We start from the raw sequence: 24,132 nt of genomic DNA, 5'->3' as shown, positions 1-24,132 counted from the left end.
TGTAACCTCTGTATCCTCAGAAAAATAAGATACGTGCGAGAGTCTTAACCCAATACGCTGCTATTAAACTGGTACACCCATTTGACGCCTATTTCTGGCAGGCGGATGTTTTTCTGTGTGCGGCTGCTGCCTTCTGCCACATCCAGATAACCCGCTCTGACGCAAAGCTGTGCCACCTTCTTGGCGTCGAACCCCTTACAGATTTCTTTCCAGCCAGATGACAGCACGTAAAACGTGGTGGCGGCATCCTCGGTGTTGCTGCCTTTGACCACCTGCCGGAACCCTACCAGATTGGCCGGACGGCTGTACTCGTTGTGCCAGTCGGCAAAGCGGCTGAACTGGTTACGGGTGATGAAGTCTTTCACCTGCTCCAGCGCGGCGGCTTCCTCCTGATTGGCGACATGGCCACGGTCTACCATCCACGCATCCAGACAGACTTTTGCCGCCCGTAGCGCTTCCCCCGCAGGCCAGCCGGTTATCCCCGCTTCGGTGGCCAGCTCGCCCGCCATCGCTACCAGTGCAAAGCGCGTGACCGCCCGCCCCACCTGGTTGCCCGCCTCCGCTGGGGTTAACTCGCGGGTGTAGGTTTTCAGCAGCGCTTTGGCTTTGGCCGTCATGCCGGATAAATCCGCCGTGAGGTGGCGCAACCACTCGCGGAACGCCGCGCCGTGGTATTCCGTCACCGCCTGTTCTAAATGCTCGGCCAGCGTCTTGCCACCGGAAAAGCCGTGCAACTCTTCAAACACGCCGTACTTACCCGAATCGCTGGGGATTTGCACCATGCGCACTTCCACACCGGCATAAGTGCGTTCTCCGGCATTGGCGGCATGTTCAACCAGTGACAATTCGCCCGTAGAGAGAAACAGCAGGCACCAACGATTGGTTTCCCTCACGCTGCCGTCAGTCCTGGCTCTAGCCTTACCCTGGCCGTTAGCCAGCATGTAGGCGATATTTCCCGCCTCCCGTCCGTCTACCTCACGGATCTCATCGAGCATCAGTGTGGCATCATTGCGACGGCTGGCCGTCCCTTCCAGCGCATTGCCGGTTGACCGCCAGGTGTGCCAGAAGTCTGAACCGCCGCACACCGACGCCGCCACCTTCATGGTGGTAGTCTTGCCGTCCGTCGATTCTCCTTTCAGGTGATAGCCGCCGCCCCCGACGCCAACCAGCTTGAGTAGCGGCGCGGCAAAGGCCAGGCTGACGGAAAACGCCACGCGGGCATTACCGACGCAATAGCGTGACACCTGATCGCGCCAGTCGGCCAACGTGCCCGCCGTGCGAAAATCCCGCCCCTGTACGCTAGACGTTTGCAGAATGACCGACTCCGCCCCCTCGCCTATCACCTCATCCTGAAGCACGTATACCGAACCGTGCCAGCCGGTTTTACTGACGCACGTTACCTTGCGGTCTGGCTTGCACAGAGAAAGGTATTCCATCAGGTGCGCCCGCGCCTGGCCGTTAGTGTTGATGTACGACAGGCCGTTAACCAGCAGGACACGGCGCAACTCTTCCCCACTGCCGCCTAACAACTCCATCGGCATCGCCCATTTGCGGCTTATGCCGTTGGTGTCTTCCCATTCCAGCAAGCGGCCATAGTTGCTGCCGTCCATGTCGCAGGTGATAGCCGTCACCCGTACCGGGCTGCACAGTTTGATATTGCGAATTTCCGTATCGCCGTCTGACTTGTTCACCAGTTTGTCAAACCACAGGTATTCTTTGGTCAGCCGGAAACCTTGCGGCAAGCGGGTTTTACCCTTGCCAAACAAAATCATTTCTTCGCGCAACGCTTCTTTGGTGCGCTCCTGGCCATGCTCCTGCCTGAAATCATCCCAATCGGCTTTATGCCGCGTCGGTGGCAGCGTCACCCAACCGTCTACCGCTTTGGCGGCTTTCTCCGCCCACTGTTTCCCCGTGTTCTCCTTGCCGTCGTCAAAGTCGTTATCGCCAGCAATCACCAGCCGCACATCCGGCCAGCGCTGCCGGAACGCCTGCGCCACGTTCAGTAAATTATTGGCGGCGACAGCGGCCACCGTGACGCCCTCGGTCAATGCCGCCACCGTCAGCGCGGTAGCGTAACCCTCGGTGATAGTCACCTGCTCTGGTGCCTCACTCGGCAGCGGTTGCAGAGTAATAAAGCTGCCCGCCAGGGTGGAATGGGCCAGCAGCCGTTTATCCCCCAATGGGCTGATTAGCTGCGCGCCCGTTATCTGGCCGTCAACGTCAGTCAGCGGCAGCAACAGCGAACCGGCAGGAAACGCCACGCCACCGCTCTGTTTCTCCTGGCGAGTCAGGGGCAAGCCCTGCCCCGTTAAGCCTTTATTGGTCAGATAGGCGCTTTCGCCGGTTTCACAAGTCGCCCGCAGTGTGCGATAGCTGGTACTGAACTGGCGGCGCTTTTCGACTTCATCGGCTTCTTTCCTGGCGGGCGGTGTTGTTGGGTGTTGCACTTGTGGTAAGCCCAGAACGGACGCCACCGCATCGGCAGCGGTTTTGTTGTCGTCGCCGCTAACCAGTTGCACCAGATCCAGCCCGTCACCGTTGCCACACTGCGAACAAAACCACGTCCCGCGCCCGTCCTTATCATCAAAGCGGAAACGGTCTGTACCGCCGCATTTCGGGCAGGCACCGTGCCTGCCATTGGCCGGAACCGTAATCCCCAGCGCTGGTAATATCTGCACCCAGCGGTTGTTTGCCGCCTTCACGGTCTCGGAGAGTTTGGGTTTAGTCATTGCGCCGTGCCTCCCGTCGTCAGCGTTTCTACCACGGCACCGGGCGGCAGTTCGCCATCCGTCGCACCACTGGCTATCTCTGCATACATGGCCAACAGGCAGCGGTAGCCATACGCTGACAGGCGTACCGCCTCACGCATAAAGCCCGGTTCGAGCATTTCATACAGCGCCTGCGCCGCCATCGCTTGCCCCATTGCACAGCCGAACTGGTCGATATAGGGCGCTTCAATGTGGGAAATGATGTTAATCGCCACCTTGTCGGCGGTCAGCGGAATACGGCTACCGTTCAGTACATACACCGCCTGGCCGTGCTGGGTTGTCATTGCTTCCAGAAAAGCGTTGGCGATGTAATGGCGCAAAAGCGCCATTTTGAAAGCCGGTGAGGTCGGCAGGTTAATTGCGCTCATGGTTCACCCCTCCGGCAAAGAATTCACTGGTTTCTACCGCGCCGTTAAGCTGGTCACGAACACATTCAAAAATAGCGGCCAGGCCGTCTGAATTAAGCGGCTTACCAGGGTGAACGGCATGGTGGCGTAACAACTCGGCCATGCACTCGGTGGCCTGTAAAGCGCGATTTATACGCTCTTCGCCATTCTGCGTGTAGCCGCAAGGAAACTGAGCATTAGTCATGATCACTCTCCGCTACCGGCTGGTGAAAGGTGCGGTGCAAGCAGTCCAGCCGCTCCGACAAAACAAAGATCAGCACCTCTTTCGCCTAGGGCTGATCCAGTTCAACCAGCGCATACGCCAGCGCCCGGCATTGGTCGATGATTTCTTCGAGATCCAATGGCGTGTTATCAAACATGACGCGCCCCCTCAACTGGCAGACGGCCAGCAAAAGCGAGCACATAGTCACGCGCCAGCAGACGGCGGGCGCTGCGTTCATTGGGGGCAATAACGGTTTCACGGTGCGGAACGGCGTGAACATCAGCACGGCGCACGGCAAGAAATAAAAAGACAAATTCGGGGCGAGTTTGAATAGGGGTAGCAGCCATAGCGGCAGACTCCTGTAACTGGGTGAATGTCCCACCACCGGAGTTCCTACACTCAGGGTGGTGAGCTGGACGGGGGTAGGAATACCGGCGTTACAGGAAACCGGCCAGCCCGAAAGCTGCCCCGCCCAGCCCACCATTGATTCTGAATGGCTAAAAGCCACTTTTACTAGGTGTGCAAAAGCTTCGACAATAAAAAAGACGCATGGCGCGTCTGATGTCGCCTGTAAACATATCGGGTTCCTACGCCCGGTTGCCGATTTTGCGGCAACGCGAAAACTATACCCCGCGTATTCTGGCGACAGCAAGCAATTTTTATCCGAATCCCCGTGATTGACCGGGTGTGTTATCGCGTACATAGTGTTTCCTGCTCAGTGACGAGCCATGACGTTAGATGACAAGGGAGTGTTACCCGGTACCTGCCGCACCGGGTATTTTTTTGCCTGCGTTCAGCCGCCTGATATCGCGGAATACCAGCCGGACGGCGACAGCGAGAACTGACAGGGGATCGGCTGGCTGAGTCGGCCACGTTTCCCCCGGCGTGAGAAATAGCCGCGATTTACGCTAAAGCGCAGGCGATCCGTTCCCACGCTGGCCGGACTGTCCGTGACTGCCAGCCCGCTAAGGTAAAAACGCCCTGCTTCGGGGAAATCCTCTTCAATCTCAATCGAACAAAACAGCTTTTGCCCTTTCTCGTTGTAGCTGACCAGTTGCGCAGTAGGACGGATACGCACGAATAATCGGGATTCGCCGTCGATAATGTCGTGTTTCGCGGCCAGCACTTCCCCCAGGTTATCGCCGGTGCGCTTGTGTTCTCCCCAAATCAGCGCGGTATAGCGCGACGGGTTGTAGGTCACGCCCATGTCTTTTAGCCAGGCAGGATCGATATAGCGTCCGTCAATGGTGATGCCTTCGGTGGCCACACAAAACCAGCCGGTCGTTAACTGTGAATCGTTCATGTGCGCCCTCACGGTAACAGCGTAATCGCCTGCTCATCAGCAGCGGCATACAGATAACCATCTCCCAGCGCATAGCCCTCATTACGCCAGTAGTTGTGCTCATACACGGAACGGTCATCCACAAATTCCGCCCGGAAATAGCGGCTGTGTTTTTGCGTGTAGACGTGCAAGTTTTCCAACGTGGTGATCGCCAGCCGTTTACCCGGCATAAACGGCGGCACAAACGCAAAGCGCCCCGCAATGGAACTGGTGATCATCTGCGCAGCGGCGAGATCCGCTGGCCTGTCTGCCATATTGAACAGTCGTAATCGCTCTGCCGCCGCTAACTCAGCACCCACCAATACCACCAGGTGCGGATCTTCGCGCAATCCCTCAGGTATTTTTTGGGTGATCAGGTGATTAGCCAGTGCGTCCAGATGTGGGAAGTCACCGCCGTTCCCTAACGTGATTTCGTTAGTCAGTACCTGAGAGCCACCATTAAACTTCTTGGCAATGGCATGCCAGCCCAGATTGATATCTTCCCCTTTGGGGTATCTGGCGGGATTGGTTTCGGGGCTAAGAAACGCGCCATTTAGCCCGATACGCAAAATATCTAACGCCATTGCGCGTTCAAAGAACGCCGCCACCGTCCGTGTAAAGTGATCAATGCCGCCCACGTTGGCAATCAGTGACATTTGCGCATACGACAGCGACGCGCAGGAGTCCGTTTCAACCAGCACATACGGCGTACCATTGACAGCCAGCGGCTTGTTAAAACGCCCTTCCATCGCACGCACGGTATGCAGGCTACTATCCCCAAGCGTGATCGCCTGGCCAGTTTCCTCCGCCATGTCCATCAGGGTGATGCCCTGCATCATCCAACCAGATTCCAGTAAGGCAATGCGTAATTTATTTTCTGCCTCATCGGATACAGAAAAACTCTTTGGTGGTGCCTCTAATTAGTTGAATTGATATATAATGACCGCTTTGAGGTTTGCTCATGGCCAGCGTTAATGTTCATTGTCCTCGCTGTCAGTCTGTTCAGGTTTACCGTCATGGACAGAACCCTAAAGGTCGTGACCGGTTTCGCTGTCGTGACTGTCACCGCGTGTTTCTGCTCACCTATACCTATGAAGCGCGTAAGCCCGGTGTCAAAGAACAAATTACCGAAATGGCATTCAACGGCGCCGGCGTTCGTGATACAGCCAGAACACTGAAAATCGGTATTAACACCGTCATTCGCACGTTAAAAAACTCGCGCCGAAGCGAATAACTTCCTCTCCGGTCGCTCATGCCGATGTAGCACTTATCTGTGAGCTTGATGACCAATGGAGCTTTGTCGGCAATAAAGCCCGGCAGCATTGGCTCTGGTATGCATACAACACCAAAACAGGTGGCGTTCTGGCTTACACGTTTGGACCGCGCACGGATAACACCTGCCGTGAACTTCTGGCTCTGCTGACGCCGTTTAACATCGGTATGATAACCAGCGATGACTGGGGCAGTTATGCCAGAGAACTCCCGAAAGATAAGCATCTGACAGGAAAAATCTTCACTCAGCGTATTGAGCGTAACAACCTGACACTGAGGACACGTATTAAACGTCTGGCCCGTAAAACAATCTGCTTCTCGCGTTCGATAGAATTGCATGAAAAAGTCATCGGGGCATTCATTGAAAAACACATGTTCTACTAATTGGACGCATTACCAACTCTTTTTGTTATTACTTAAATAATTCGCGCCGCGGGTAAAATTGCGATGAAATTCCCCCGCCAATGCCGGGGCATTAACGTGATGCATAAAATATCCTTTTATAGAAATGAGGTAATACAGTGAATTACAGTGCGTCTCGCATCATGCGATTTTTATATTGCTCGATCTCTACCGTCTCGATCATTAACTCCACATAATCATTCACTGGCATGAGTTGGCGAAATAACTCGCCTTCATGACCGTAATATAAACGGCATAACTCAGCCTTCGCGATCCCATTACGGTTTAATTCAAATTTATCTATGGGATGACGACAGTGTTTTAATATCTCTTCTATCGCGCTCTGTAATTCGTCCATCTTTGACCAGGCATAAATATGAGACTGACAGCTTAGGCCATTAGAATAGGAATCCATCCTGTAGGCATACGCAGGCAACGAGGCGACCGGCAATTTCTCCATCACCTTGTTCATAAAGCCTTTGATATTCTTTTTCAGCATCGCTTCTACAACAGGGCGTAATAAACCTAATAACCCCTGCCGCGCCTGATAGATTAATTTGGCTTTTTCGTGATTGTCCTCCGCCCGTTGTCGCTGCACTTGCAATTGTCTCAATGCCTCTTTCATCGAGACAAGGCCATGATGGGTATCAAGCATATTCTGATTCTCTGCCTCACCACCGTAGCGGATAACGCCCTGGTGCGCGTCATTGACGGCCTCCAGTGCCGCCGCACAAATCGCCGTGCCACGCTCAATCAGGAAGTTGATTTCGTCGGTAATGCGTCCAATTAGTAGAACATGTGTTTTTCAATGAATGCCCCGATGACTTTTTCATGCAATTCTATCGAACGCGAGAAGCAGATTGTTTTACGGGCCAGACGTTTAATACGTGTCCTCAGTGTCAGGTTGTTACGCTCAATACGCTGAGTGAAGATTTTTCCTGTCAGATGCTTATCTTTCGGGAGTTCTCTGGCATAACTGCCCCAGTCATCGCTGGTTATCATACCGATGTTAAACGGCGTCAGCAGAGCCAGAAGTTCACGGCAGGTGTTATCCGTGCGCGGTCCAAACGTGTAAGCCAGAACGCCACCTGTTTTGGTGTTGTATGCATACCAGAGCCAATGCTGCCGGGCTTTATTGCCGACAAAGCTCCATTGCTCATCAAGCTCACAGATAAGTGCTACATCGGCATGAGCGACCGGAGAGGAAGTTATTCGCTTCGGCGCGAGTTTTTTAACGTGCGAATGACGGTGTTAATACCGATTTTCAGTGTTCTGGCTGTATCACGAACGCCGGCGCCGTTGAATGCCATTTCGGTAATTTGTTCTTTGACACCGGGCTTACGCGCTTCATAGGTATAGGTGAGCAGAAACACGCGGTGGCAGTCACGACAGCGAAACCGGTCACGACCTTTAGGGTTCTGTCCATGACGGTAAACCTGAACAGACTGACAGCGAGGACAATGAACATTAACGCTGGCCATGAGCAAACCTCAAAGCGGTCATTATATATCAATTCAACTAATTAGAGGCACCACCCATTTTTCCTGCGGCATTATTGTCTGGAATAAAATCCTATTGGGATAGGCTCTAAGTCGCCACACCCCATGTAAATAAGCATTGAAATAGGATTCTTTACCATTATTTTTCTGTATATTAACATTGGAATCGACTTTGCACCCCCCCATAAATCATCAAAATTTGATTCTTCGAATAGAGAAAATTTCGTTATCCCTTTGTAATTTTGATTCTTTATATATGGATTTTCAATCCAATTACTTAGCTCATGAACAGAGCTAGAAAATATCAATTTAACCGCAGGTGTTATTATATCATCCATGTTTATCAAAATAGATATTTTTTCATCTATAGCAAGGCTCAAAATATCATTAGCCTTAATCTCACCATCTTCAAGAAGTTCAGATAATGATAATAACTTACTCATTGTCCCTCCGAAGATAATGAAGTTAGATAATCCGCATACCACTGCATCATTTCTCGACGACCATCAAGATATTGCGCATGATTATAGGTTCCACGAATACTATTTTTATCAACGTGGGCAAGCTGTATTTCAATCCAAGCTGTATCGTATCCTTGTTCATACAAAATTGTGCTCATCGTGTGGCGGAAACCATGCCCCGTAACACGCCCTCCATAGCCAATACGTCGCATCAGCACATTCATGGCCATTTCACTCATTGGCTTGGTATGTTGAACCCTGCCAGGGAAAACAAGCGGATAATGGCCGGTAATCGGCTTTAATTCTTCAAGAATGGAAATAACCTGCGTTGATAACGGCACACAATGGGGACGCCGCTTTTTCATTCTTTCTGCCGGTATTTCCCAAAGACGTTTATCAAAATCAAATTCTTTCCACTCGGCCTGGCGGAGTTCCCCCGGCCTAACAGCGGTCAGAATCAACAGCTTTGTAGCCAGTTTTACAATTAAACTGCCGCTGTAGGTATTCAGTGTTTGAAAGAACTCAGGTAGCTCTGGTGCCGTTAAAAAAGCATAGTGTTCTTTTTTATGAGCAACGAATGCACTCACCAGATCCGGCGCAGGGTTATATTCTGCTCTACCCGTTATGACGGCGTATTTCCACACTTCTCCACATCGCTGGCGTACTTTACGCATTTTCTCGGTAGCACCGCGATCGTTTAATTTGGACAAGACAGCCAGGAGTTCCATAGGCTTAATTTCCGCAATGGGGCGATGCCCGATAAACGGGAAAACATCTTTCTCAAAGGTACTCATCATTTCTTCGCTGTATGATGCTGACCAGCGATCCAAGCGTTTCTCGTACCATTCACGTGCTATCGATTCAAACGTGCTTTCATTTCGTCCTTGTTTCGCCAGCTTCTGCTCTTTACGTAAATCACTGGGGTTTATCCCTGCGGCAACCAGTTTTTTGGCTTCGTCGCGTTTCTGTCTGGCTTCAGCTAAAGAAATGGTGGGGTAAGTCCCAAGTGACAACAATTTTGCTTTGCCATCGAAACGGTAACGATAACGCCATCCTTTCGATCCGTTAGGTTCAATCAGTAGTGAAAGGCCATGACCATCGTTTTTGGTGTAGGACTTATCTTCTGGCTTGGCACGGCGGATCTCAAGGTCTGTCAGCGGCATGTGTATAGTTTCCGGTATGTATAGCTACCCAATGTGTATAGAAATGGGTATGTATAACCCTCTCTACTCACATTACTATACACATTCAACACATGATTTGGGTAGATGCGGGTTGACACTGGGAGACCAAGAAAGGTATGAATTATTTGATTTTATTGAGTTCAGGAGACATGCAGAGAAGTGTTTTTGGAGCGAGTGAAGGGAATCGAACAGTACTACTTTCTTGTGTTACTGAAAGTGCCGAATTCCATTGCTGGTGCGGTGAATATACATCAGCACATGGGATAATGCTATGGGTAGCAAAACCAAGAACCAATACCTGTACAAACATGAATCAGGCATTTGGATGTTTCAAATATCAGTGCCTCGGCATATGCGGCACTTAATCTCAGGACGTAAACTATTCAGGAAAAGCACAGGGCAGCGGGATGTTCTGAAAGCAAGGGTAGTTAGGGATCGCTTGGTTGTTGAATGGAACCACGTCAAAGAAAAGCATGCTATTGATACTGGGGTTATTGCGCTAAACCGTGCCATTAATGCTGTACAGCAGTTTGGAGCTACTTCACAGACACTTTCCGGTCGTGGGGTTATGCTACAGGCTACTGCTAATGAGTACCTTTCTGAGTACATGCAATCTCGAAGCCCCAGCACTCTAAGCAAACACACATTTGCTACCCGTTTATTTCTCAAATATTTAAACGTTGCTGATACCGCATTAACAGGGGTCAGCCGCACAGAAGTGACGGGGTTCATCCGATCTCTCAAACCCACGAAATCCGCGCAAACTATCCAGAATTATTTATCATGCTTAAACACGGTGTATGAGTACGCTCGCCGCTGCTACGACAATATTCCCGCAGCCTCTCCATTCATCGGACATAGGCTTGAAGCCAAGCGCACAATAAAAAGTTATGAACCTTTCACCCAAGACGAAATAAAAACCCTACTGATTAACACCTCAGAAGATCTCAGGGACGTAATACTAATCGGCCTATATTCAGGCATGCGACTAGATGAAATTGCCTCTTTGAAGGTCTCAGACGTCTCTTTAATAGAAGGTGTAATGTGCTTCAGTGTAAGCACTGCCAAGACAAAGGCGGGAGTAAGAGTTGTGCCAGTACACCCAGCCTTACTCGAGATTGTTCATCAATATAAACAAATGAATCAGCAGGAGAAAAGAGGTGAATACTTGCTACCACGGTCAAATTTAATTAAACGGCTTGATGGGAAACGTGGGCCTTGGTATAGCCAGCAGTTCACCCGCTTACGGGATAAGGTTTTACCAAGCGCCACAGACAGACAATGCTTCCATAGCCTGCGTGGGATGTTCATCACTATCTTAGACCGGGCTGGTGTACAAGAAGATCGGATTGCTCAGATTGTCGGGCATGAAAGGGGAAAGACTGAATCACTAAAAACCTACAGTTCAGGTGCGGAATTAGCCGAGCTGGCGGGATATGTGGCATTGGTGGCCGAAATACATGCAGAGAATTGACCATGAAAGATGATCGATTAAACCGATCAATTGCCATAAATTGATCTATCAAAACGATTAGAAACATCCCCTTATTACTGGCAATATTGAGAGAAAGTAAGTCCACCTAGTAATAAAGGTTTGAAAATAAATACAATCCCTTACTAGAACAGGGATATTCATGTACATTAGCACTTATTCTTTCATGGCATGCCACTTAACAAAAAACAAGTAAATATAAAGGTCAAAAATGGGAATACTATCTAGTTTATTTGGGCCATCAAAGGCTGATTACAAAACATTATTGCCATTTCAGCAATGGTTTCTAAATTATCATGACTCCAATGATTTTATGAAATCTCGACTAGGCACCTCTTTATTAGTACAATCGTTTTCCATTGTAAATGAACTCCAACCAACTCTACCTCTGCATGCTCATCTATTAATGAGACATAAAAGAACCACATCCAAAGACATAATAGATAAAATACTCCTACCAGAATTGGAACTACTAAGTAGTGCTGACTTTGATAATTACATGAATGAACCTGCTCGTATTGTTGGTGCCGCTCTTCTTATACAAATTTATGAAAGAGACCCCAATTTATTTTTAAACTGGTAAGTGAATAAATTATTAATGCACAGTGGGTGCCGCCTAAGCTATGGGACACTGGGCGAAACCGCACACACATAATAACAATTCCTCTAGGCAAGGGGCTAGTATGTTCAAGATATCCGTAATTAAAGGGCGTGCTATCTCAATAGCAGCTCAACTTATCGCGCTGGGCTTTGTAGTAGTTATTCTACTTGTATTCTCTCGCGCTCCAATGAATGATGAAGCATCATATTATGTTGGAAGCGGTACTGATACAATCTCTCTACAAACTATTTCGGTTAAACATTTTAATGGTTGGTACTATAGTGACGGTTGCTTATTACAAGTGAATACTAAATCCGTTATTGCCTCACCAGATTCCTGCAATGAATTACTAGATGAAACGATAGCATTGCTCGATAAATACTACCCATCCAAACCAAGAGTATTCATTATTAACGGAATGGACATTGGGCGTTGTAGTAACCTAACAACGCCACGCTGCCCTGAATTAGCAAAGAACTAATATTTCCATTTACCCATGGCATGCGAATTGCCCGTGTGAGTTTGTACGGGCTAACTGTAACTCTTGCGTAAGTTGCTCTAGGTTCTTTCCACGCTTACGCCATCGTTTCCCATTGACCTGAACTTGAGCACAATAGACTCCGCTTACTTTATTAACGCTTACTCCCTTTGGTAGATCATTATGTGTCATAAATTTACGCGCATTCTGGCTATTCTGTGCCCTAGTAGCCAATCTAAGATTTAGTATACTATTATTACCTCTATCACCATCTGCATGGTCAATACAATATCCATCTGGAATGGCTCCGTTAGTCAAGTACCATACAATACGATGCACAGCATATTTCTTTCCTTTCAATTGAACCGCCCAGTAACCATCTTTACCTAGGGTCCCAGCACAAGCCCCTATTTTAACTCTTTTAGCAATGGCATACTTCCATATTAAACCGCTTGCTGATTCCGAATCAACCGCAAATAAAGTAGCCACCACATCACTCATCTCATTCTGGTTTATCACTCTCCCCCCTTTATTAAACACACATAGAATTTATTTCAAAACAATTAAACCAACAATTCAATTAATATTATTAAACAATAATTAACACCATTCGAACACCACAAAAACTCATTGCATTAAATATATTTAACGCAACAAGAATAGAGTTTTTTTCCTGAGGAACATTTAAAATCCTTACTTATAATCAAACAGATAAAGGTCACCAAAAAAACGACCAATATAGATGCAGAAGTAATAAAACACCTGAACAAGGTTTCAATTAGGAACAGACGGGGAATATGGTACGCGTATTAGAGGTTAGGTGAAAAGTCGGTATGAGTAGAGAATGTGCGCTGCGGTACAGTGTGGGACGGGATATGGTGGGGGTTTGGTATAATTATGTATAAAAAGAACTATACCATCCCTACTATTTTAGTCGTCTCATTATGAGACGATTAGGATACGTAGGAAAATAAGCGGGCTACGTGTGCTTTACTACGTCCAACTTCACGGGCAATGGCGGCGAATGATTTACCTTGAGCACGTAACTCTTTGGCCTTCTCCTTCCAATCCCCCGCATCATCAGTAGCATTGCGGGCTGCTTGTTGTTGCTGTGCCGCCTCAAGTGCTGCAAGTCGAGCTTTCATGACCTCCAGCTCCTGCCGTTGGCTCTCGATGTTACGAGCCAAAATCTTACTGGCTAAAATGCTCGATACGGTCTTTCCCACGGTATCCTGTACAACCGCATTGTGGTGTATCTTCTTACCCAATGTATTATCCATGAGCTTATGACCTTCTTCGCTCGCCGCTGCTCGCACCGCTTTCACCACCTTCTTAACCTGCTTAGACGTACGTACTTTATTCGCTAAGTCTGCATTGTCGCCTGTATGCTGCTCAATAATACTCTTAGCGGTTGCTGTGTCGTCCTGCATTACATTCTGATAGGCGCTACGGATAATCGCATCTACCAGATTCTGCGGAAGTGGGATTGTTACACCTGCGAATGCCTGAATGAGCGCATATCGCTCCTTGCCATGCTTGCAATTCAGCTTGTGTATTTCACGAGCTAGCCCATTGCGTTGGAACTTCGCTACGCTAATGCCAGCAAATTCGCAGTATGCGAACCACGTTGCGCGGTAAGCTGGGATCTGCTCTAGTATTGCTCTGTCCGGTAACTTACCGCTGTGGAAGCCGTCAAACCAGCCGTGACACATTGGGCTAAGGGTTGCTTTAATATCGGCCACAGTACTGAATTGCGTCGGTAAGGAATTAACATCTAGCATTGTGCGCTCCTTGTGGGTGTGCTGGATTGGTTCAGGGGGGGATTCCGAGCACACGTGCCACGGAGCGTTAGAGAAGGACGCTAAAAAGTTTTGTGCAGACTGCGCTTCTTTCCCTTATAAGTGTCGTTCTAAATACCACCTCGGGATGACAAGTGATTAGCAAAGGTAGAACTGGTAGAACTTTATCTCCCCTTATGAGAGTTATTCTAATTGCCTCCTATCATTGAATTCCCGCTTGATTCTAAAGACTGTAGCTCTGCCACATCCCGCTAACTTCGCAACCTCATCAGGCTTTAATCCTCGCTTTAACAGTTCTCGTACCTTCCCCCTTAGCTCGGTATCCTTCGGCTTACCTTTGAATTTACCGGACTCTTTAGCTATCGCTATGCCTTCAGATTGGCGCTGACGTATGAAGGATCTCTCCAGTTCACCTACTGCGCCGAGCATAGTTATCATGAATCGGCTCGTGGGATCGTCGGTGAACACCATGCTGTTATCTAGGAAGCGCACTGTGACACCAACATCTAACAAGGTATCTAGTATTTCCAGTAAATCACGTGTGTTACGTGCCAGACGGTCAACGCTTTTGACATTCACCACGTCACCAGTACGCACACGCTGTAACAACACCTGTAGCTGCGGTCTGTCTGCGTTCTTACCCGATACCTTATCTATCAACAACTCATCACATACCGGTTGTAACGCTGCCTCCTGACGTGCAGTGTTCTGTTCCTTAGTGCTAACTCGTGCGTATCCGAATCTCATAGCTACCCCGCAAAAGTGTCAATTAACTGAAGCTAAAGATACAGTATCAATAAAGTTATGTAAATTATTCATCGATACTTAATTGATATGTCTCAGCGTGTCTCAGTGTTGTGTACTCAATTGATAACCTAATGAGACCACGCAACGGCGCGGCTAACTTTACCCATTGGCTGAAACCAGCGGCTAAAATTTTTATCCCCATTCAAAGAAGCAAGTACGTTTTAATACAAGATAAACAATAATCGCATACCACATAATTAATCATTTAAATGCATGATTAATCAGTGCATGATTTAAATAAACAAAGCACACGAATTACATAATAAGTTGATAATGTTAACAAATAAATTAGAACGACACTAATAAGAGAGAGAAGAATGAACGAGTACTCGAAGGATGAGAGGACAAGTGAATGAATAGTGAATCGAACAGTAAAGAATGAACTGTGAGGTGAACGAACTCGAACGACCCAGAGCACTCGGAGAGTGCTTACTCAGAGAGTAAGAGAGAGTGATATGAGAGTGTATCAATGAAGAAAGCAAGTGGATGTATCACCGCGAAGAGGGTACGAAGAAAGCAAGCCCCCACACGCACACCGTCCCACTCCCTCCCCGAATGAGAGAGTAAAGAAGAGAGTCGCTACACACCGAACAGCAGAACGTGGCAGTACAGTACCGTGTACAACACGCGAGCAGCCACGCAACGCTCACCACGGCGAAGCGCCACAGGGGGCGCTAGGAGTTGTGCGAGTAGAGGTGGACCCTCGCGTGAATATACTAATTTTGAGTCGGGGGGGATTTTACAATCCTGTATAAAATTTTAGGCAATACAAGACATTTAGCGCCGTGATGGGTACATCAACAAAACGCTATAGGCAGGGCATCAGAGATGCATATATATCAGCGGTAACGAGCAGTAAGTCAGGTACGCATTATCGTATGCATGAAACGGGGTAGAGCCTGCCACTTTCCCGCGCAGGTTAGGAATCCCATCAATCGCCTGTTTATCCCGCGCTAAGGTTGTCGTAAGCGCCGCTGTTCGGGAGTTATGCCGGGTGTTCGGCTTTTTGTTCGTTGTTGGGCTATCGCGGTAAGAACGTAGAACCACCGCCAGCTATTTGATATGCTCCCTTGACCACATACCAGATCGCAGCAGCAATGGGTAACACAGTGTGTACCATTATGGATAACACAGGCCGCATCCGCTTTTAGCCTATTGATTCTAAATAGTATTTAGAGAAGAGAGCTTGGAGCGAGTGAAGGGAATCGAACCCTCGTATGCAGCTTGGGAAGCTGCCGTTCTACCATTGAACTACACTCGCACAGAGAGCGATCGGCATTATAGCGCTATGCCGTTGCCGAGCAAGTAAAAAACCCGGCAAAGTGCTGCGGTTTTGAGCGGTCATGCAGCCGTGGAGAGCGGCAGAAACAGCGTCTCATAGCCGCTGGAAATAACGTGCCAGGCAAAGTAGGCAAATAGTATGGCGGAGATCAGGCTGCAATAGAATGAGATACGCTCTTTCAGCAGCCGCTGACCGTACTTCACCAGCGCGGCAAGGAAGCATGTCCACAGCACGCCACCCACGAAAAAGCCCAGCAGAAACAGGCTAATCATGAAGGCTGAGCCATCGGTAGACTGCGCGATAATGGTGCCACCAATCGCTGCAAACCACAGTAACGCCGTTGGTGAGGCCAGTGCCATACCTACGCCGCTGAAAAACTCGGTATAACGCGCTGGTGGAGTGGAAAAACTCGCAGCGCTCGCTGACTCAGAGAGATCGGCAAAGCGTTTAACCTGATAGTCACGCCATGCCGCGCGCGCCATACTGAACGTCATCCAGATCAGAATCAGCCCGCCTCCAATCCATAGCGCCCAACGCACAGGTGTCAGATTAAAGACGACCGCCAGCCCCAGCACCGACAGCGTGGCATAAAACAGATCGCCGAAACAGGAACCCAGCCCGATATAAAACGCCGATCGCGCTCCGTGCCGCAGCCCGCGGTTAATAATCGCGGTATTGACCATCCCCAGATCGAGACACAATGATAGAGATAACAGCATCCCCGTGAACGCAACTAACAGCATGGTATTCCCTTCGAGCATTAAGTAATAAGGCGAGTCTAGAGCCCAAAGGACACGCTGTATTGTCAAAAATTGATACGGCGGAACTGCCCCGGCGTCATGGCATTATAGCGGTTGAAGGCTTTCGTGAAATGCGCCTGATCGGCAAACCCGACATCGCCCGCAACCTGGCTGATCGCGGCTCCCTGCCGCAGCAGCTCCCGCGCTTTACACATGCGTCGCTGCATCAGCCACGCCAACGGTGGCAGCCCAACCGCCTGATTAAACGAACGAACCAGATGGGCGACTGACAGATTTTCCTGCTGCGCGAGCTGATCGAGCGTGGGGACATCGCTGAGATCGTTCAGCAACCCGTCTTTGATCCGCGTGATCCGCTCTGCTTCTTTGACCTGACCTTGAGACGGCATAGGGTGCTGGTTTTCCATCAACGCAGCCAGCAGCAGGATAATGCGCTCCTGACGCGTGCTGTCGTCCAAATCATAGATGACCAGCTGTTTTAGCTCGGACGCCAATTGCGGCGACGGATTCCAGCCCCGTGAAAACCGAAAAGCTTGGTGGAAATAATGCTCGAACGCCTGCGGATGAACGTACAGCGATGCACACTGCCAACGGTCAAACGCATTATCACTGCCTTGTAGCTGATCGGGATTGTAGGTCGTCACCATATCGTTAGTGACAACAAAGGTTTCTCCATCCAGCCAGACCGTCTCCAACCCGCTGAGATTGGCGCTGATGACGAACTCGTCGTGCGTATGCCGTGGAAAACTGCGCCCGTTGGTTAACAGCGCCAGTTCGAACCAGGCATCGCGGTACGTCATCATGATAGTGTTCCGGCAGTGAATGAATGCCTGAAAATAACATCTTCCCCCATCGGGCGACAATGGCAGAATGACGGCAAGAATGTGGAGAAAAACGAGGTGAGATCGAGATACACGGGGCTACCACGGGGCGAGGTATCCCTACGGGAACCTCATCCCCACGTTTCCCCTAAAATTTTACATTGTCGATAGTAAAAAACCGGTGCAGCTGCACCGGTTTAATGAGGTTTGACGACAATCTCAGGCTTATTTTTACGCCCAGCGTCTTACTTCTGCGGACGCATCGCCGGGAACAGGATCACGTCGCGGATGGTGTGGCTGTTCGTGAACAACATCACCATACGGTCGATACCGATACCCAGACCCGCTGTTGGCGGCAGGCCGTGCTCCAGTGCAGTCACGTAGTCTTCGTCGTAGAACATCGCTTCGTCATCGCCCGCGTCTTTAGCATTCACCTGCTGAGCAAAACGCTCTGCCTGATCCTCAGCATCGTTCAGCTCGGAGAAGCCGTTACCGATTTCACGGCCGCCGATGAAGAACTCAAAGCGATCGGTGATTTCCGGGTTCTGATCGTTACGACGCGCCAGCGGTGACACTTCAGCCGGGTATTCAGTGATGAAGGTCGGTTGAATCAGGCTGCTTTCTGCGGTCTCTTCGAAGATCTCGGTCACGATACGGCCCAGACCCCAGCTTTTTTCGATCTTGATCCCCAGAGACTGGGCGATCGCGGTCGCTTTCTCCAAATCGTCCAGATCGGCAACGTTGGTTTCAGGGCGGTATTTGCAGATCGCTTCGCGCATCGTCAGCTTCTCGAACGGCTTACCGAAGTCGAATGTCTGGTCGCCGTATTCCACCGTCGTCGAGCCCAGCACGTCCTGCGTCAGCGTACGGAACAGGTTCTCCGTCAGCACAATCAGGTCTTTATAATCGGCATACGCCATATAAAGTTCCATCATGGTGAATTCAGGGTTATGACGTGGGGAAACACCTTCGTTACGGAAGTTACGGTTGATCTCGAACACACGCTCAAAGCCACCGACAACCAGACGCTTCAGGTACAGTTCCGGCGCGATACGCAGGTACATGTCGATGTCCAGCGCGTTGTGGTGCGTAATGAACGGACGGGCAGACGCACCGCCAGGGATCACCTGCATCATTGGCGTTTCGACTTCCATGAAGCCGTGATCGACCATGAAGCTACGGATCGCCGCCATCACTTTGGAACGAATACGGAAGGTATTGCGAGATTCATCGTTAGCGATCAGATCCAGATAGCGCTGACGGTAACGGGTTTCCTGATCGGCCAGACCGTGGAATTTATCCGGCAGCGGGCGCAGCGCTTTGGTCAGCAGACGCAGTTCGGTACAGTGGATGGACAGTTCGCCCGTTTTGGTTTTGAACAGCTTACCGCGCGCGCCCAGAATATCGCCCAAATCCCATTTTTTGAACTGCTCGTTATAGATGCCTTCCGCCAGATCGTCGCGGGAAACATACAGCTGAATACGGCCACCGACGTCCTGCAAGGTCACGAAAGAGGCTTTACCCATGATGCGACGGGTCATCATACGGCCCGCCACGGTCACTTCAACGCCCAGTTCTTCCAGCTCTTCGTTCTCTTTACCATCGAACTCAGCGTGCAGACGATCGGACGTGTTGTCACGGCGGAAATCATTCGGGAATGCGATCCCGGTTTCACGCAGCGCTACCAGCTTTTCACGACGCGTTTTTAATTCGTTATTCAGATCCTGCGCCTGATCGGCACCCTGTGATTGTGATTCAGCCATGTGAATTCTTATAACCCCGCTTTTAAACTTGCTTCAATAAATTTGTCCAGATCGCCATCCAGTACGGCCTGAGTGTTACGTGTTTCCACTCCGGTACGTAAATCTTTGATGCGCGAATCATCCAGAACATAAGAACGAATCTGGCTACCCCAGCCGATATCAGATTTGTTGTCTTCCATCGCCTGTTTTTCAGCATTTTTCTTTTGCATCTCAAACTCATACAGCTTGGCTTTCAGCTGTTTCATCGCCTGATCTTTGTTTTTATGCTGGGAACGATCGTTCTGACATTGCGTGACAATACCGGTAGGCATGTGGGTAATACGCACCGCAGATTCTGTCCGGTTAACGTGCTGACCACCCGCACCGGAGGCACGGTAAACGTCAATACGCAGGTCGGCCGGATTGATTTCGATATCGATATCGTCCTCAACTTCCGGGTAGACGAACGCGGAACTGAATGAGGTGTGGCGGCGGCCGCCGGAATCGAACGGGCTCTTACGTACCAGACGGTGTACACCGGTTTCGGTACGCAGCCAGCCAAACGCATAGTCACCGATGATCTTGATGGTGGCGGATTTCGTACCGGCCACGTCACCGTCTGACTCTTCAATAATTTCGGTTTTAAACCCTTTGGCTTCCGCCCAACGCAGGTACATACGCACCAGCATGCTGGCCCAGTCCTGCGCTTCTGTACCGCCAGAACCTGCCTGAATATCCAGGTAGCAATCCGCACTGTCGTACTGGCCGGAGAACATGCGACGGAATTCGAGCTGGCCTAATTTATTTTCCAGCGCGTCCAGTTCTACCGACGTTTCATTAAACGTATCTTCGTCTTCTTCTTCCACCGCGAGCTCAAGCAGACCAGCCACATCTTCCAGACCCTGAGTCAGTTGATCGATGGTGTCTACGATGGCTTCCAGCGAGGAGCGTTCTTTTCCTAATGCCTGAGCGCGTTCAGGCTCATTCCAGACATCAGGCTGTTCCAGTTCGGCGTTTACTTCTTCGAGGCGTTCTTTCTTGGCATCATAGTCAAAGATACCCCCTAAGAACGGCACTACGTTCAGACAGGTCCTGAATGCGGTTTTTTACCGGATTAATTTCAAACATGATTTTTTATATTCTTACGTTAAGTCGTTGACAACGGAATGGTGTAACCCGCCATTCTAGCGGATAAAAGGCTCAGTTTATAGACTTTCTGCCCGCCGTATTCCGTTCACGCACGCGGCCACAGATGTTGAATCAACAGTTGCACCGAACGTTTACCGCGAAATTCGTTAATATCCAATCGGTACACCATTTCCACTTCTTTGATACTCGGATCCGGCCAGAGGGTAGTATCGACATTAAACGCGATGCCATCTAACAGCGGCACCTGACCTGTTGCACCGATCGGTTCAAACATCGCTTTCAAATGCCGTTCTTTGAGTAGGCGGGGTTGCAGAATACGGAAGCAGCCATCGAACGTCGGTTCGGGGAATGACTGACCCCACGGCCCCGCGTAACGCAACATTTCTGCCGTTGAGAGCAAATCCAGTTCCGGCAGCACCAGCTCACCATCAGACCAGACGACGCCTTCAAGCTGAGACGGATCGAGCCATTCGCCAACCAGTTCGCCGAAGCGCTGACGGAAATCCTCAAACCGATCTTCATGCAACGATAGTCCTGCTGCCATCGCATGCCCGCCGAATTTCTGTATCATTCCGGGATACAGCGTATCCAGCCGTTCCAGCGCATCGCGCAGATGCAAGCCAGCAATGGAACGCCCTGACCCTTTCAGCATGCCGTCGCCCGCGGGAGCAAAGGCAATCACTGGGCGATGAAAACGTTCTTTAATGCGCGAAGCCAGAATACCGACGACGCCCTGATGCCATTCCGGGTGGTACATCGCCAATCCGTAAGGCAGTTCGGTGCGGGTGCGCTCCAGCGATTCACACAGGCGCAACGCTTCTGCCTGCATCCCCTGCTCGATCTCCCGCCTGTCCTGATTCAGCGCATCTAAATCATTGGCCAGCATGCGCGCCTGAGTAATATCGTCACTCAATAACAGCTCAACGCCAACCGTCATATCATCCAACCGACCCGCGGCGTTCAGCCGTGGCCCAAGCGCAAAGCCTAAATCGCTGGCGACCAGTTGGCTGGCATCGCGATTCGCCACTTCCAGCAGCGCCCGAATACCCGGACGGCATTCGCCCGCACGAATGCGGTTCAGCCCCTGCGCAACCAGAATTCGGTTATTCGCATCCAGCGGCACCACGTCAGCGACCGTACCCAGCGCGACCAGATCCAGTAATTCGGTGAGGTTCGGCTTCGCCAGCCCCTGTTGCATAAACCAGGGTTGCGTAAACCAGTCGCTATCACGCAGGCGCACAAACAGCGCCATCATTAGGTAAAACGCGACGCCCACGCCCGCCAGCGCCTTGGAGGGAAACTGACAGTCAGGCAGATTAGGGTTAATCATGGCGTCAGCGGCAGGCAGAATGTCACCCGGCAGATGGTGATCGGTCACCAGCACGGCAATACCACGCCGATGGGCATCTTCGACACCCGCGTGAGAAGAAATCCCGTTATCCACGGTCACAATCACTTCTGCACCCAGCGTGGCGGCCTGCGCCACTACTTCCGGGCTTAGCCCGTAGCCGTCTTCAAAACGGTTCGGCACCAGATATTTCACATTCACGGCACCCATGCTGCGCAGTGCCAGTACGGTGAGCGCGGTACTGGTGGCACCATCGGCATCAAAATCGCCAACGATGACCATGCAACGCTTCTCGGCCAGTGTCTGTTGCAGCAAATCGACCGCTTTATCAATCCCGCTTAACAATCGGTAATTGAGCAAACCGCTCAGGCTACGTTCCAGCTCCTGTGCACCTTTCACACCGCGCTGTGCATAGAGGCGGCGCAGCAAAGGCGGAACGGTATCGGGTAAATCAATGTCCTCCGCCAGCGGACGCCGACGGAGTTGGGTAATCATATCCACGTAGCATTAACCGCCGGTTTTCTGGGAGGCTTTATGTGCTTCCAGCATCGCCAGCATTTCTTTCGGCCCCTGGTATCCCGGCACAACCAAACCGTCTTGCAGCACGATGGCAGGAGTCCCCTGCACGCCAAACTGTATGCCCAGTTGATAATGCGCGGCGATATCGGTTTTACACGTTGCTGGCGAGATCGCGTCGCCCTTCATCGCGCTATCAAACGCTTTGTTGCGATCGGCCACGCACCAGATGGACTGCATATCTTTCGCGGCTGGCGATTTCATACCCTGACGCGGGAAAGCCAGATAGCGCACGGTAATGCCCAGCGCGTTGTAATCTTTCATCTGCTCATGCAATTTGTGGCAATAGCCGCAGGTGATGTCGGTGAAAACGGTAATAACGTGTTTTTCCTGTGCGGCTTTATAAACAATCATCTGTTCCTGTAGCGCATCCATCTTGCCGATCAGGATCTTATTGGTGGTGTTGACCGGCATGGTGCCGCTCACGTCATAAAGCGGGCCTTGCAGCAAATGTTTGCCGTCTTCGCTGATATACAGCACGCCGCTGTCGGTAATCACGGTTTTCATACCCGCCATCGGCGAAGGCAGGATTTCCGCCCCCTGCATATCCAGACGCGTCAACGTCTGTTTGATCGCGGCATCATCGGCGTGGGCAAAATTGGTTGCCGTCGCGACCAGTAAAGAAAGCAGTAATAACCCTTTTTTCATTTCATCAATCCTGTGTTTTCGCAACATTGTCCGCAGCAAATCGCTTGTAACAACGATGCGCCGTGATAGTAAGCGGGAAATCCCGCCAGCCAGATAACATCCTGTTACTCTGTATAATGATTCGATTGGTTACGCTATCCCCTAGGCGCGCGGATGGTGCTGCTGGTGAAGCTGCTTCAGCCGCTCCGTCGCCACATGGGTGTAAATCTGCGTCGTGGAAAGATCGCTGTGCCCCAAGAGCATCTGTACGACCCGTAAATCCGCGCCGTGGTTCAATAAATGGGTCGCAAACGCGTGGCGCAAGACGTGCGGCGAGAGCTTTTCGCTGTCGATGGACGCCAGTACCGCATAATGCTTGATGCGATGCCAGAACGTCTGGCGCGTCATTTGCCGTGCGCGACTGCTGGGAAACAGCACATCCAGCGTTTGCCCATTCAGCAGCCACGGGCGACCATGTTCCAGATAATACTCGATCCAGTACACCGCTTCTTCACCGAGCGGCACCAGCCGTTCTTTATTCCCTTTCCCCAGCACGCGCACCACGCCCTGCCGCAGGCTGACATCGCTTATCGTCAAACCGACCAGTTCGGAAACACGCAGCCCCGTCGCATACAATACCTCAAGCATGGCCTTATCGCGTAATTCCAGCGGTTGTTCAATGCTTGGCGCGTTGAGCAACGCATCCACCTGCGCCTCGCTCAAATCCTTGGGTAAACGCTGCGGCAGTTTCGGGGACGATAACACCGCGCTAGGGTCATCGCTGCGCCGCTTTTCCCGATAAAGGTACTGGAAGAAGCGACGCATTGCGCTCAACAAACGGGCCGAGCTGGTCGCTTTGTAACCGCCATCAACCCTATCGGCGAGAAACGCCTGAAGATCGAGCGCCTGCGCCTGCAATAAAGCGTTATCATGGTGTGCAAGCCATTCCGCGAGCGTTCGCAAATCCAACCGATAAGACGCTAGCGTATTCTCGGCCAGATTTCTTTCCAGCCACAGCGCATCGAGAAACTGCTCGATAAGTGCCTGATCGTGTTCTTGCATCGCCGTGTCCCTCTTTACTGATTGGCACCCCTTTATTGATTGGCAATAGTATGCCGATGAAGCGACGACTTTAC

General features: G+C 50.7%; 25 protein-coding genes, 1 tRNA gene and 2 pseudogenes. 5 read left to right on the top strand and 23 right to left on the bottom strand.

From position 1 onward, the window contains the following. Window positions 1-44 precede the first annotated feature (44 nt). The 8 genes and pseudogenes from LCF41_RS03770 to LCF41_RS03735 all read right to left on the bottom strand — a co-directional run bounded on the left by LCF41_RS03770 (window position 45) and on the right by LCF41_RS03735 (window position 5,552). Complete coding sequence (locus tag LCF41_RS03770; protein WP_225086943.1) at window positions 45-2,729, bottom strand: DUF927 domain-containing protein; 2,685 nt, start codon at window positions 2,727-2,729, stop codon at window positions 45-47. After that, window positions 2,726-3,136, bottom strand: coding sequence for a DUF5375 family protein (locus tag LCF41_RS03765; protein WP_225086942.1), 411 nt, complete (start codon window positions 3,134-3,136; stop codon window positions 2,726-2,728). Before LCF41_RS03765 ends, LCF41_RS03770 begins: the two co-directional genes overlap by 4 nt. Further along, entirely contained in the window at window positions 3,123-3,359 is a 237-nt protein-coding gene (locus tag LCF41_RS03760; RefSeq protein ID WP_119881682.1) for a hypothetical protein, read from the bottom strand. The genes LCF41_RS03765 and LCF41_RS03760 overlap by 14 nt, the downstream gene beginning before the upstream one ends. Further along, window positions 3,352-3,534, bottom strand: a pseudogene (locus tag LCF41_RS03755) (hypothetical protein). Before LCF41_RS03755 ends, LCF41_RS03760 begins: the two are co-directional and overlap by 8 nt. Next, on the bottom strand, window positions 3,527-3,724 hold the full coding sequence (locus tag LCF41_RS03750) for a host cell division inhibitor Icd-like protein (RefSeq protein ID WP_039471240.1): 198 nt from the start codon (window positions 3,722-3,724) through the stop codon (window positions 3,527-3,529). Before LCF41_RS03750 ends, LCF41_RS03755 begins: the two are co-directional and overlap by 8 nt. Before the next feature lie 113 nt (window positions 3,725-3,837). Further along, window positions 3,838-4,080 (bottom strand): annotated as a pseudogene (locus LCF41_RS03745) (ash family protein); the annotation flags it as partial. A 90-nt stretch (window positions 4,081-4,170) separates the two neighbouring features. Then, window positions 4,171-4,680, bottom strand: coding sequence for a GPO family capsid scaffolding protein (locus LCF41_RS03740; protein ID WP_225086941.1), 510 nt, complete (start codon window positions 4,678-4,680; stop codon window positions 4,171-4,173). A gap of 8 nt (window positions 4,681-4,688) precedes the next feature. After that, on the bottom strand, window positions 4,689-5,552 hold the full coding sequence (locus LCF41_RS03735; RefSeq protein ID WP_250160551.1) for a P2 family phage major capsid protein: 864 nt from the start codon (window positions 5,550-5,552) through the stop codon (window positions 4,689-4,691). A gap of 107 nt (window positions 5,553-5,659) precedes the next feature. On the opposite strand from LCF41_RS03735, the gene LCF41_RS03730 reads away from it, so the two are divergent. Next, window positions 5,660-6,354 (top strand): IS1 family transposase gene (locus tag LCF41_RS03730; RefSeq protein WP_225086940.1). Its coding sequence is split into 2 segments (ribosomal slippage): window positions 5,660-5,906 and window positions 5,906-6,354, totalling 696 coding nucleotides; the frame shifts between segments, so codons are not numbered across the junction. A gap of 142 nt (window positions 6,355-6,496) precedes the next feature. Here LCF41_RS03730 and LCF41_RS03725 read toward each other — a convergent pair. Further along, window positions 6,497-7,027: a hypothetical protein gene (locus tag LCF41_RS03725; RefSeq protein ID WP_225086939.1), complete on the bottom strand. Its 531-nt coding sequence runs from the start codon at window positions 7,025-7,027 to the stop codon at window positions 6,497-6,499. Between LCF41_RS03725 and LCF41_RS03720 the strand changes: the two genes are divergently transcribed. Then, complete coding sequence (locus LCF41_RS03720) at window positions 7,010-7,162, top strand: hypothetical protein (RefSeq protein ID WP_225086938.1); 153 nt, start codon at window positions 7,010-7,012, stop codon at window positions 7,160-7,162. The genes LCF41_RS03725 and LCF41_RS03720 overlap by 18 nt on opposite strands. Here the strand turns inward: LCF41_RS03720 and LCF41_RS03715 are convergent. The 3 genes from LCF41_RS03715 to LCF41_RS03705 form a co-directional block, all read right to left on the bottom strand. Continuing rightward, window positions 7,159-7,853, bottom strand: a protein-coding gene (locus tag LCF41_RS03715; RefSeq protein ID WP_225084876.1) for an IS1 family transposase whose coding sequence is annotated in 2 segments (ribosomal slippage) — window positions 7,159-7,607 and window positions 7,607-7,853 — 696 coding nt in all. Because the reading frame shifts where the segments join, the coding sequence is not laid out codon by codon here. The genes LCF41_RS03720 and LCF41_RS03715 overlap by 4 nt on opposite strands. Before the next feature lie 71 nt (window positions 7,854-7,924). Further along, window positions 7,925-8,314, bottom strand: a complete 390-nt coding sequence (locus LCF41_RS03710; protein ID WP_225086937.1) for a hypothetical protein — start codon at window positions 8,312-8,314, stop codon at window positions 7,925-7,927. Next, complete coding sequence (locus tag LCF41_RS03705; protein ID WP_225086936.1) at window positions 8,311-9,495, bottom strand: tyrosine-type recombinase/integrase; 1,185 nt, start codon at window positions 9,493-9,495, stop codon at window positions 8,311-8,313. The genes LCF41_RS03710 and LCF41_RS03705 overlap by 4 nt, the downstream gene beginning before the upstream one ends. A gap of 292 nt (window positions 9,496-9,787) precedes the next feature. Here LCF41_RS03705 and LCF41_RS03700 point away from each other — a divergent pair, with 292 nt between their 5' ends. From LCF41_RS03700 to LCF41_RS03690, 3 genes are all read left to right on the top strand, one after another. Beyond that, entirely contained in the window at window positions 9,788-10,990 is a 1,203-nt protein-coding gene (locus LCF41_RS03700) for a tyrosine-type recombinase/integrase (RefSeq protein WP_206555135.1), read from the top strand. Window positions 10,991-11,219: 229 nt separating this feature from the next. Beyond that, a complete protein-coding gene (locus LCF41_RS03695; protein WP_157983764.1) occupies window positions 11,220-11,591 on the top strand; it encodes a hypothetical protein in 372 nt (123 codons plus the stop codon). 100 nt (window positions 11,592-11,691) lie between these two features. After that, entirely contained in the window at window positions 11,692-12,090 is a 399-nt protein-coding gene (locus tag LCF41_RS03690) for a hypothetical protein (RefSeq protein ID WP_206555134.1), read from the top strand. A gap of 9 nt (window positions 12,091-12,099) precedes the next feature. Here the strand turns inward: LCF41_RS03690 and LCF41_RS03685 are convergent, their stop codons facing one another. From LCF41_RS03685 to xerD, 11 genes are all read right to left on the bottom strand, one after another. Beyond that, window positions 12,100-12,606 carry an HNH endonuclease gene (locus LCF41_RS03685; RefSeq protein ID WP_225086935.1) on the bottom strand — a complete coding sequence of 169 codons (507 nt, stop codon included), beginning with the start codon at window positions 12,604-12,606 and terminating at the stop codon, window positions 12,100-12,102. Between the two features lie 434 nt (window positions 12,607-13,040). Continuing rightward, window positions 13,041-13,868, bottom strand: a complete 828-nt coding sequence (locus LCF41_RS03680) for a helix-turn-helix domain-containing protein (protein ID WP_206555133.1) — start codon at window positions 13,866-13,868, stop codon at window positions 13,041-13,043. 201 nt (window positions 13,869-14,069) lie between these two features. Beyond that, window positions 14,070-14,633, bottom strand: a complete 564-nt coding sequence (locus LCF41_RS03675; RefSeq protein ID WP_103971785.1) for a recombinase family protein — start codon at window positions 14,631-14,633, stop codon at window positions 14,070-14,072. Window positions 14,634-15,880: 1,247 nt separating this feature from the next. Next, window positions 15,881-15,954 (bottom strand) — tRNA-Gly (locus tag LCF41_RS03670). 80 nt (window positions 15,955-16,034) lie between these two features. Then, window positions 16,035-16,718, bottom strand: coding sequence for a LysE family translocator (locus tag LCF41_RS03665; RefSeq protein WP_225086934.1), 684 nt, complete (start codon window positions 16,716-16,718; stop codon window positions 16,035-16,037). 62 nt (window positions 16,719-16,780) lie between these two features. Continuing rightward, on the bottom strand, window positions 16,781-17,536 hold the full coding sequence (locus LCF41_RS03660) for a helix-turn-helix transcriptional regulator (protein ID WP_225086933.1): 756 nt from the start codon (window positions 17,534-17,536) through the stop codon (window positions 16,781-16,783). Window positions 17,537-17,799: 263 nt separating this feature from the next. Beyond that, window positions 17,800-19,317 (bottom strand): lysine--tRNA ligase, encoded by a 1,518-nt coding sequence (gene lysS, locus LCF41_RS03655; protein WP_225086932.1) that lies wholly within the window; start codon window positions 19,315-19,317, stop codon window positions 17,800-17,802. 8 nt (window positions 19,318-19,325) lie between these two features. Then, window positions 19,326-20,424, bottom strand: a protein-coding gene (prfB, locus tag LCF41_RS03650) for a peptide chain release factor 2 (RefSeq protein ID WP_180743458.1) whose coding sequence is annotated in 2 segments (ribosomal slippage) — window positions 19,326-20,348 and window positions 20,350-20,424 — 1,098 coding nt in all. Because the reading frame shifts where the segments join, the coding sequence is not laid out codon by codon here. A 106-nt stretch (window positions 20,425-20,530) separates the two neighbouring features. Beyond that, complete coding sequence (gene recJ, locus LCF41_RS03645; RefSeq protein ID WP_225086931.1) at window positions 20,531-22,294, bottom strand: single-stranded-DNA-specific exonuclease RecJ; 1,764 nt, start codon at window positions 22,292-22,294, stop codon at window positions 20,531-20,533. Between the two features lie 6 nt (window positions 22,295-22,300). Continuing rightward, window positions 22,301-23,017 carry a bifunctional protein-disulfide isomerase/oxidoreductase DsbC gene (gene dsbC / locus LCF41_RS03640; RefSeq protein WP_225086930.1) on the bottom strand — a complete coding sequence of 239 codons (717 nt, stop codon included), beginning with the start codon at window positions 23,015-23,017 and terminating at the stop codon, window positions 22,301-22,303. A gap of 141 nt (window positions 23,018-23,158) precedes the next feature. After that, the gene (xerD, locus tag LCF41_RS03635) at window positions 23,159-24,058 is read right to left on the bottom strand and encodes a site-specific tyrosine recombinase XerD (protein WP_225086929.1); all 900 of its coding nucleotides are present in this window, start codon (window positions 24,056-24,058) and stop codon (window positions 23,159-23,161) included. Between the last annotated feature and the right edge of the window lie 74 nt (window positions 24,059-24,132).

Origin of the sequence: Pectobacterium colocasium, from assembly GCF_020181655.1 — a bacterium.
Lineage (GTDB): Bacteria > Pseudomonadota > Gammaproteobacteria > Enterobacterales > Enterobacteriaceae > Pectobacterium > Pectobacterium colocasium.
This window is presented reverse-complemented; position numbering and strand designations above follow the sequence as displayed.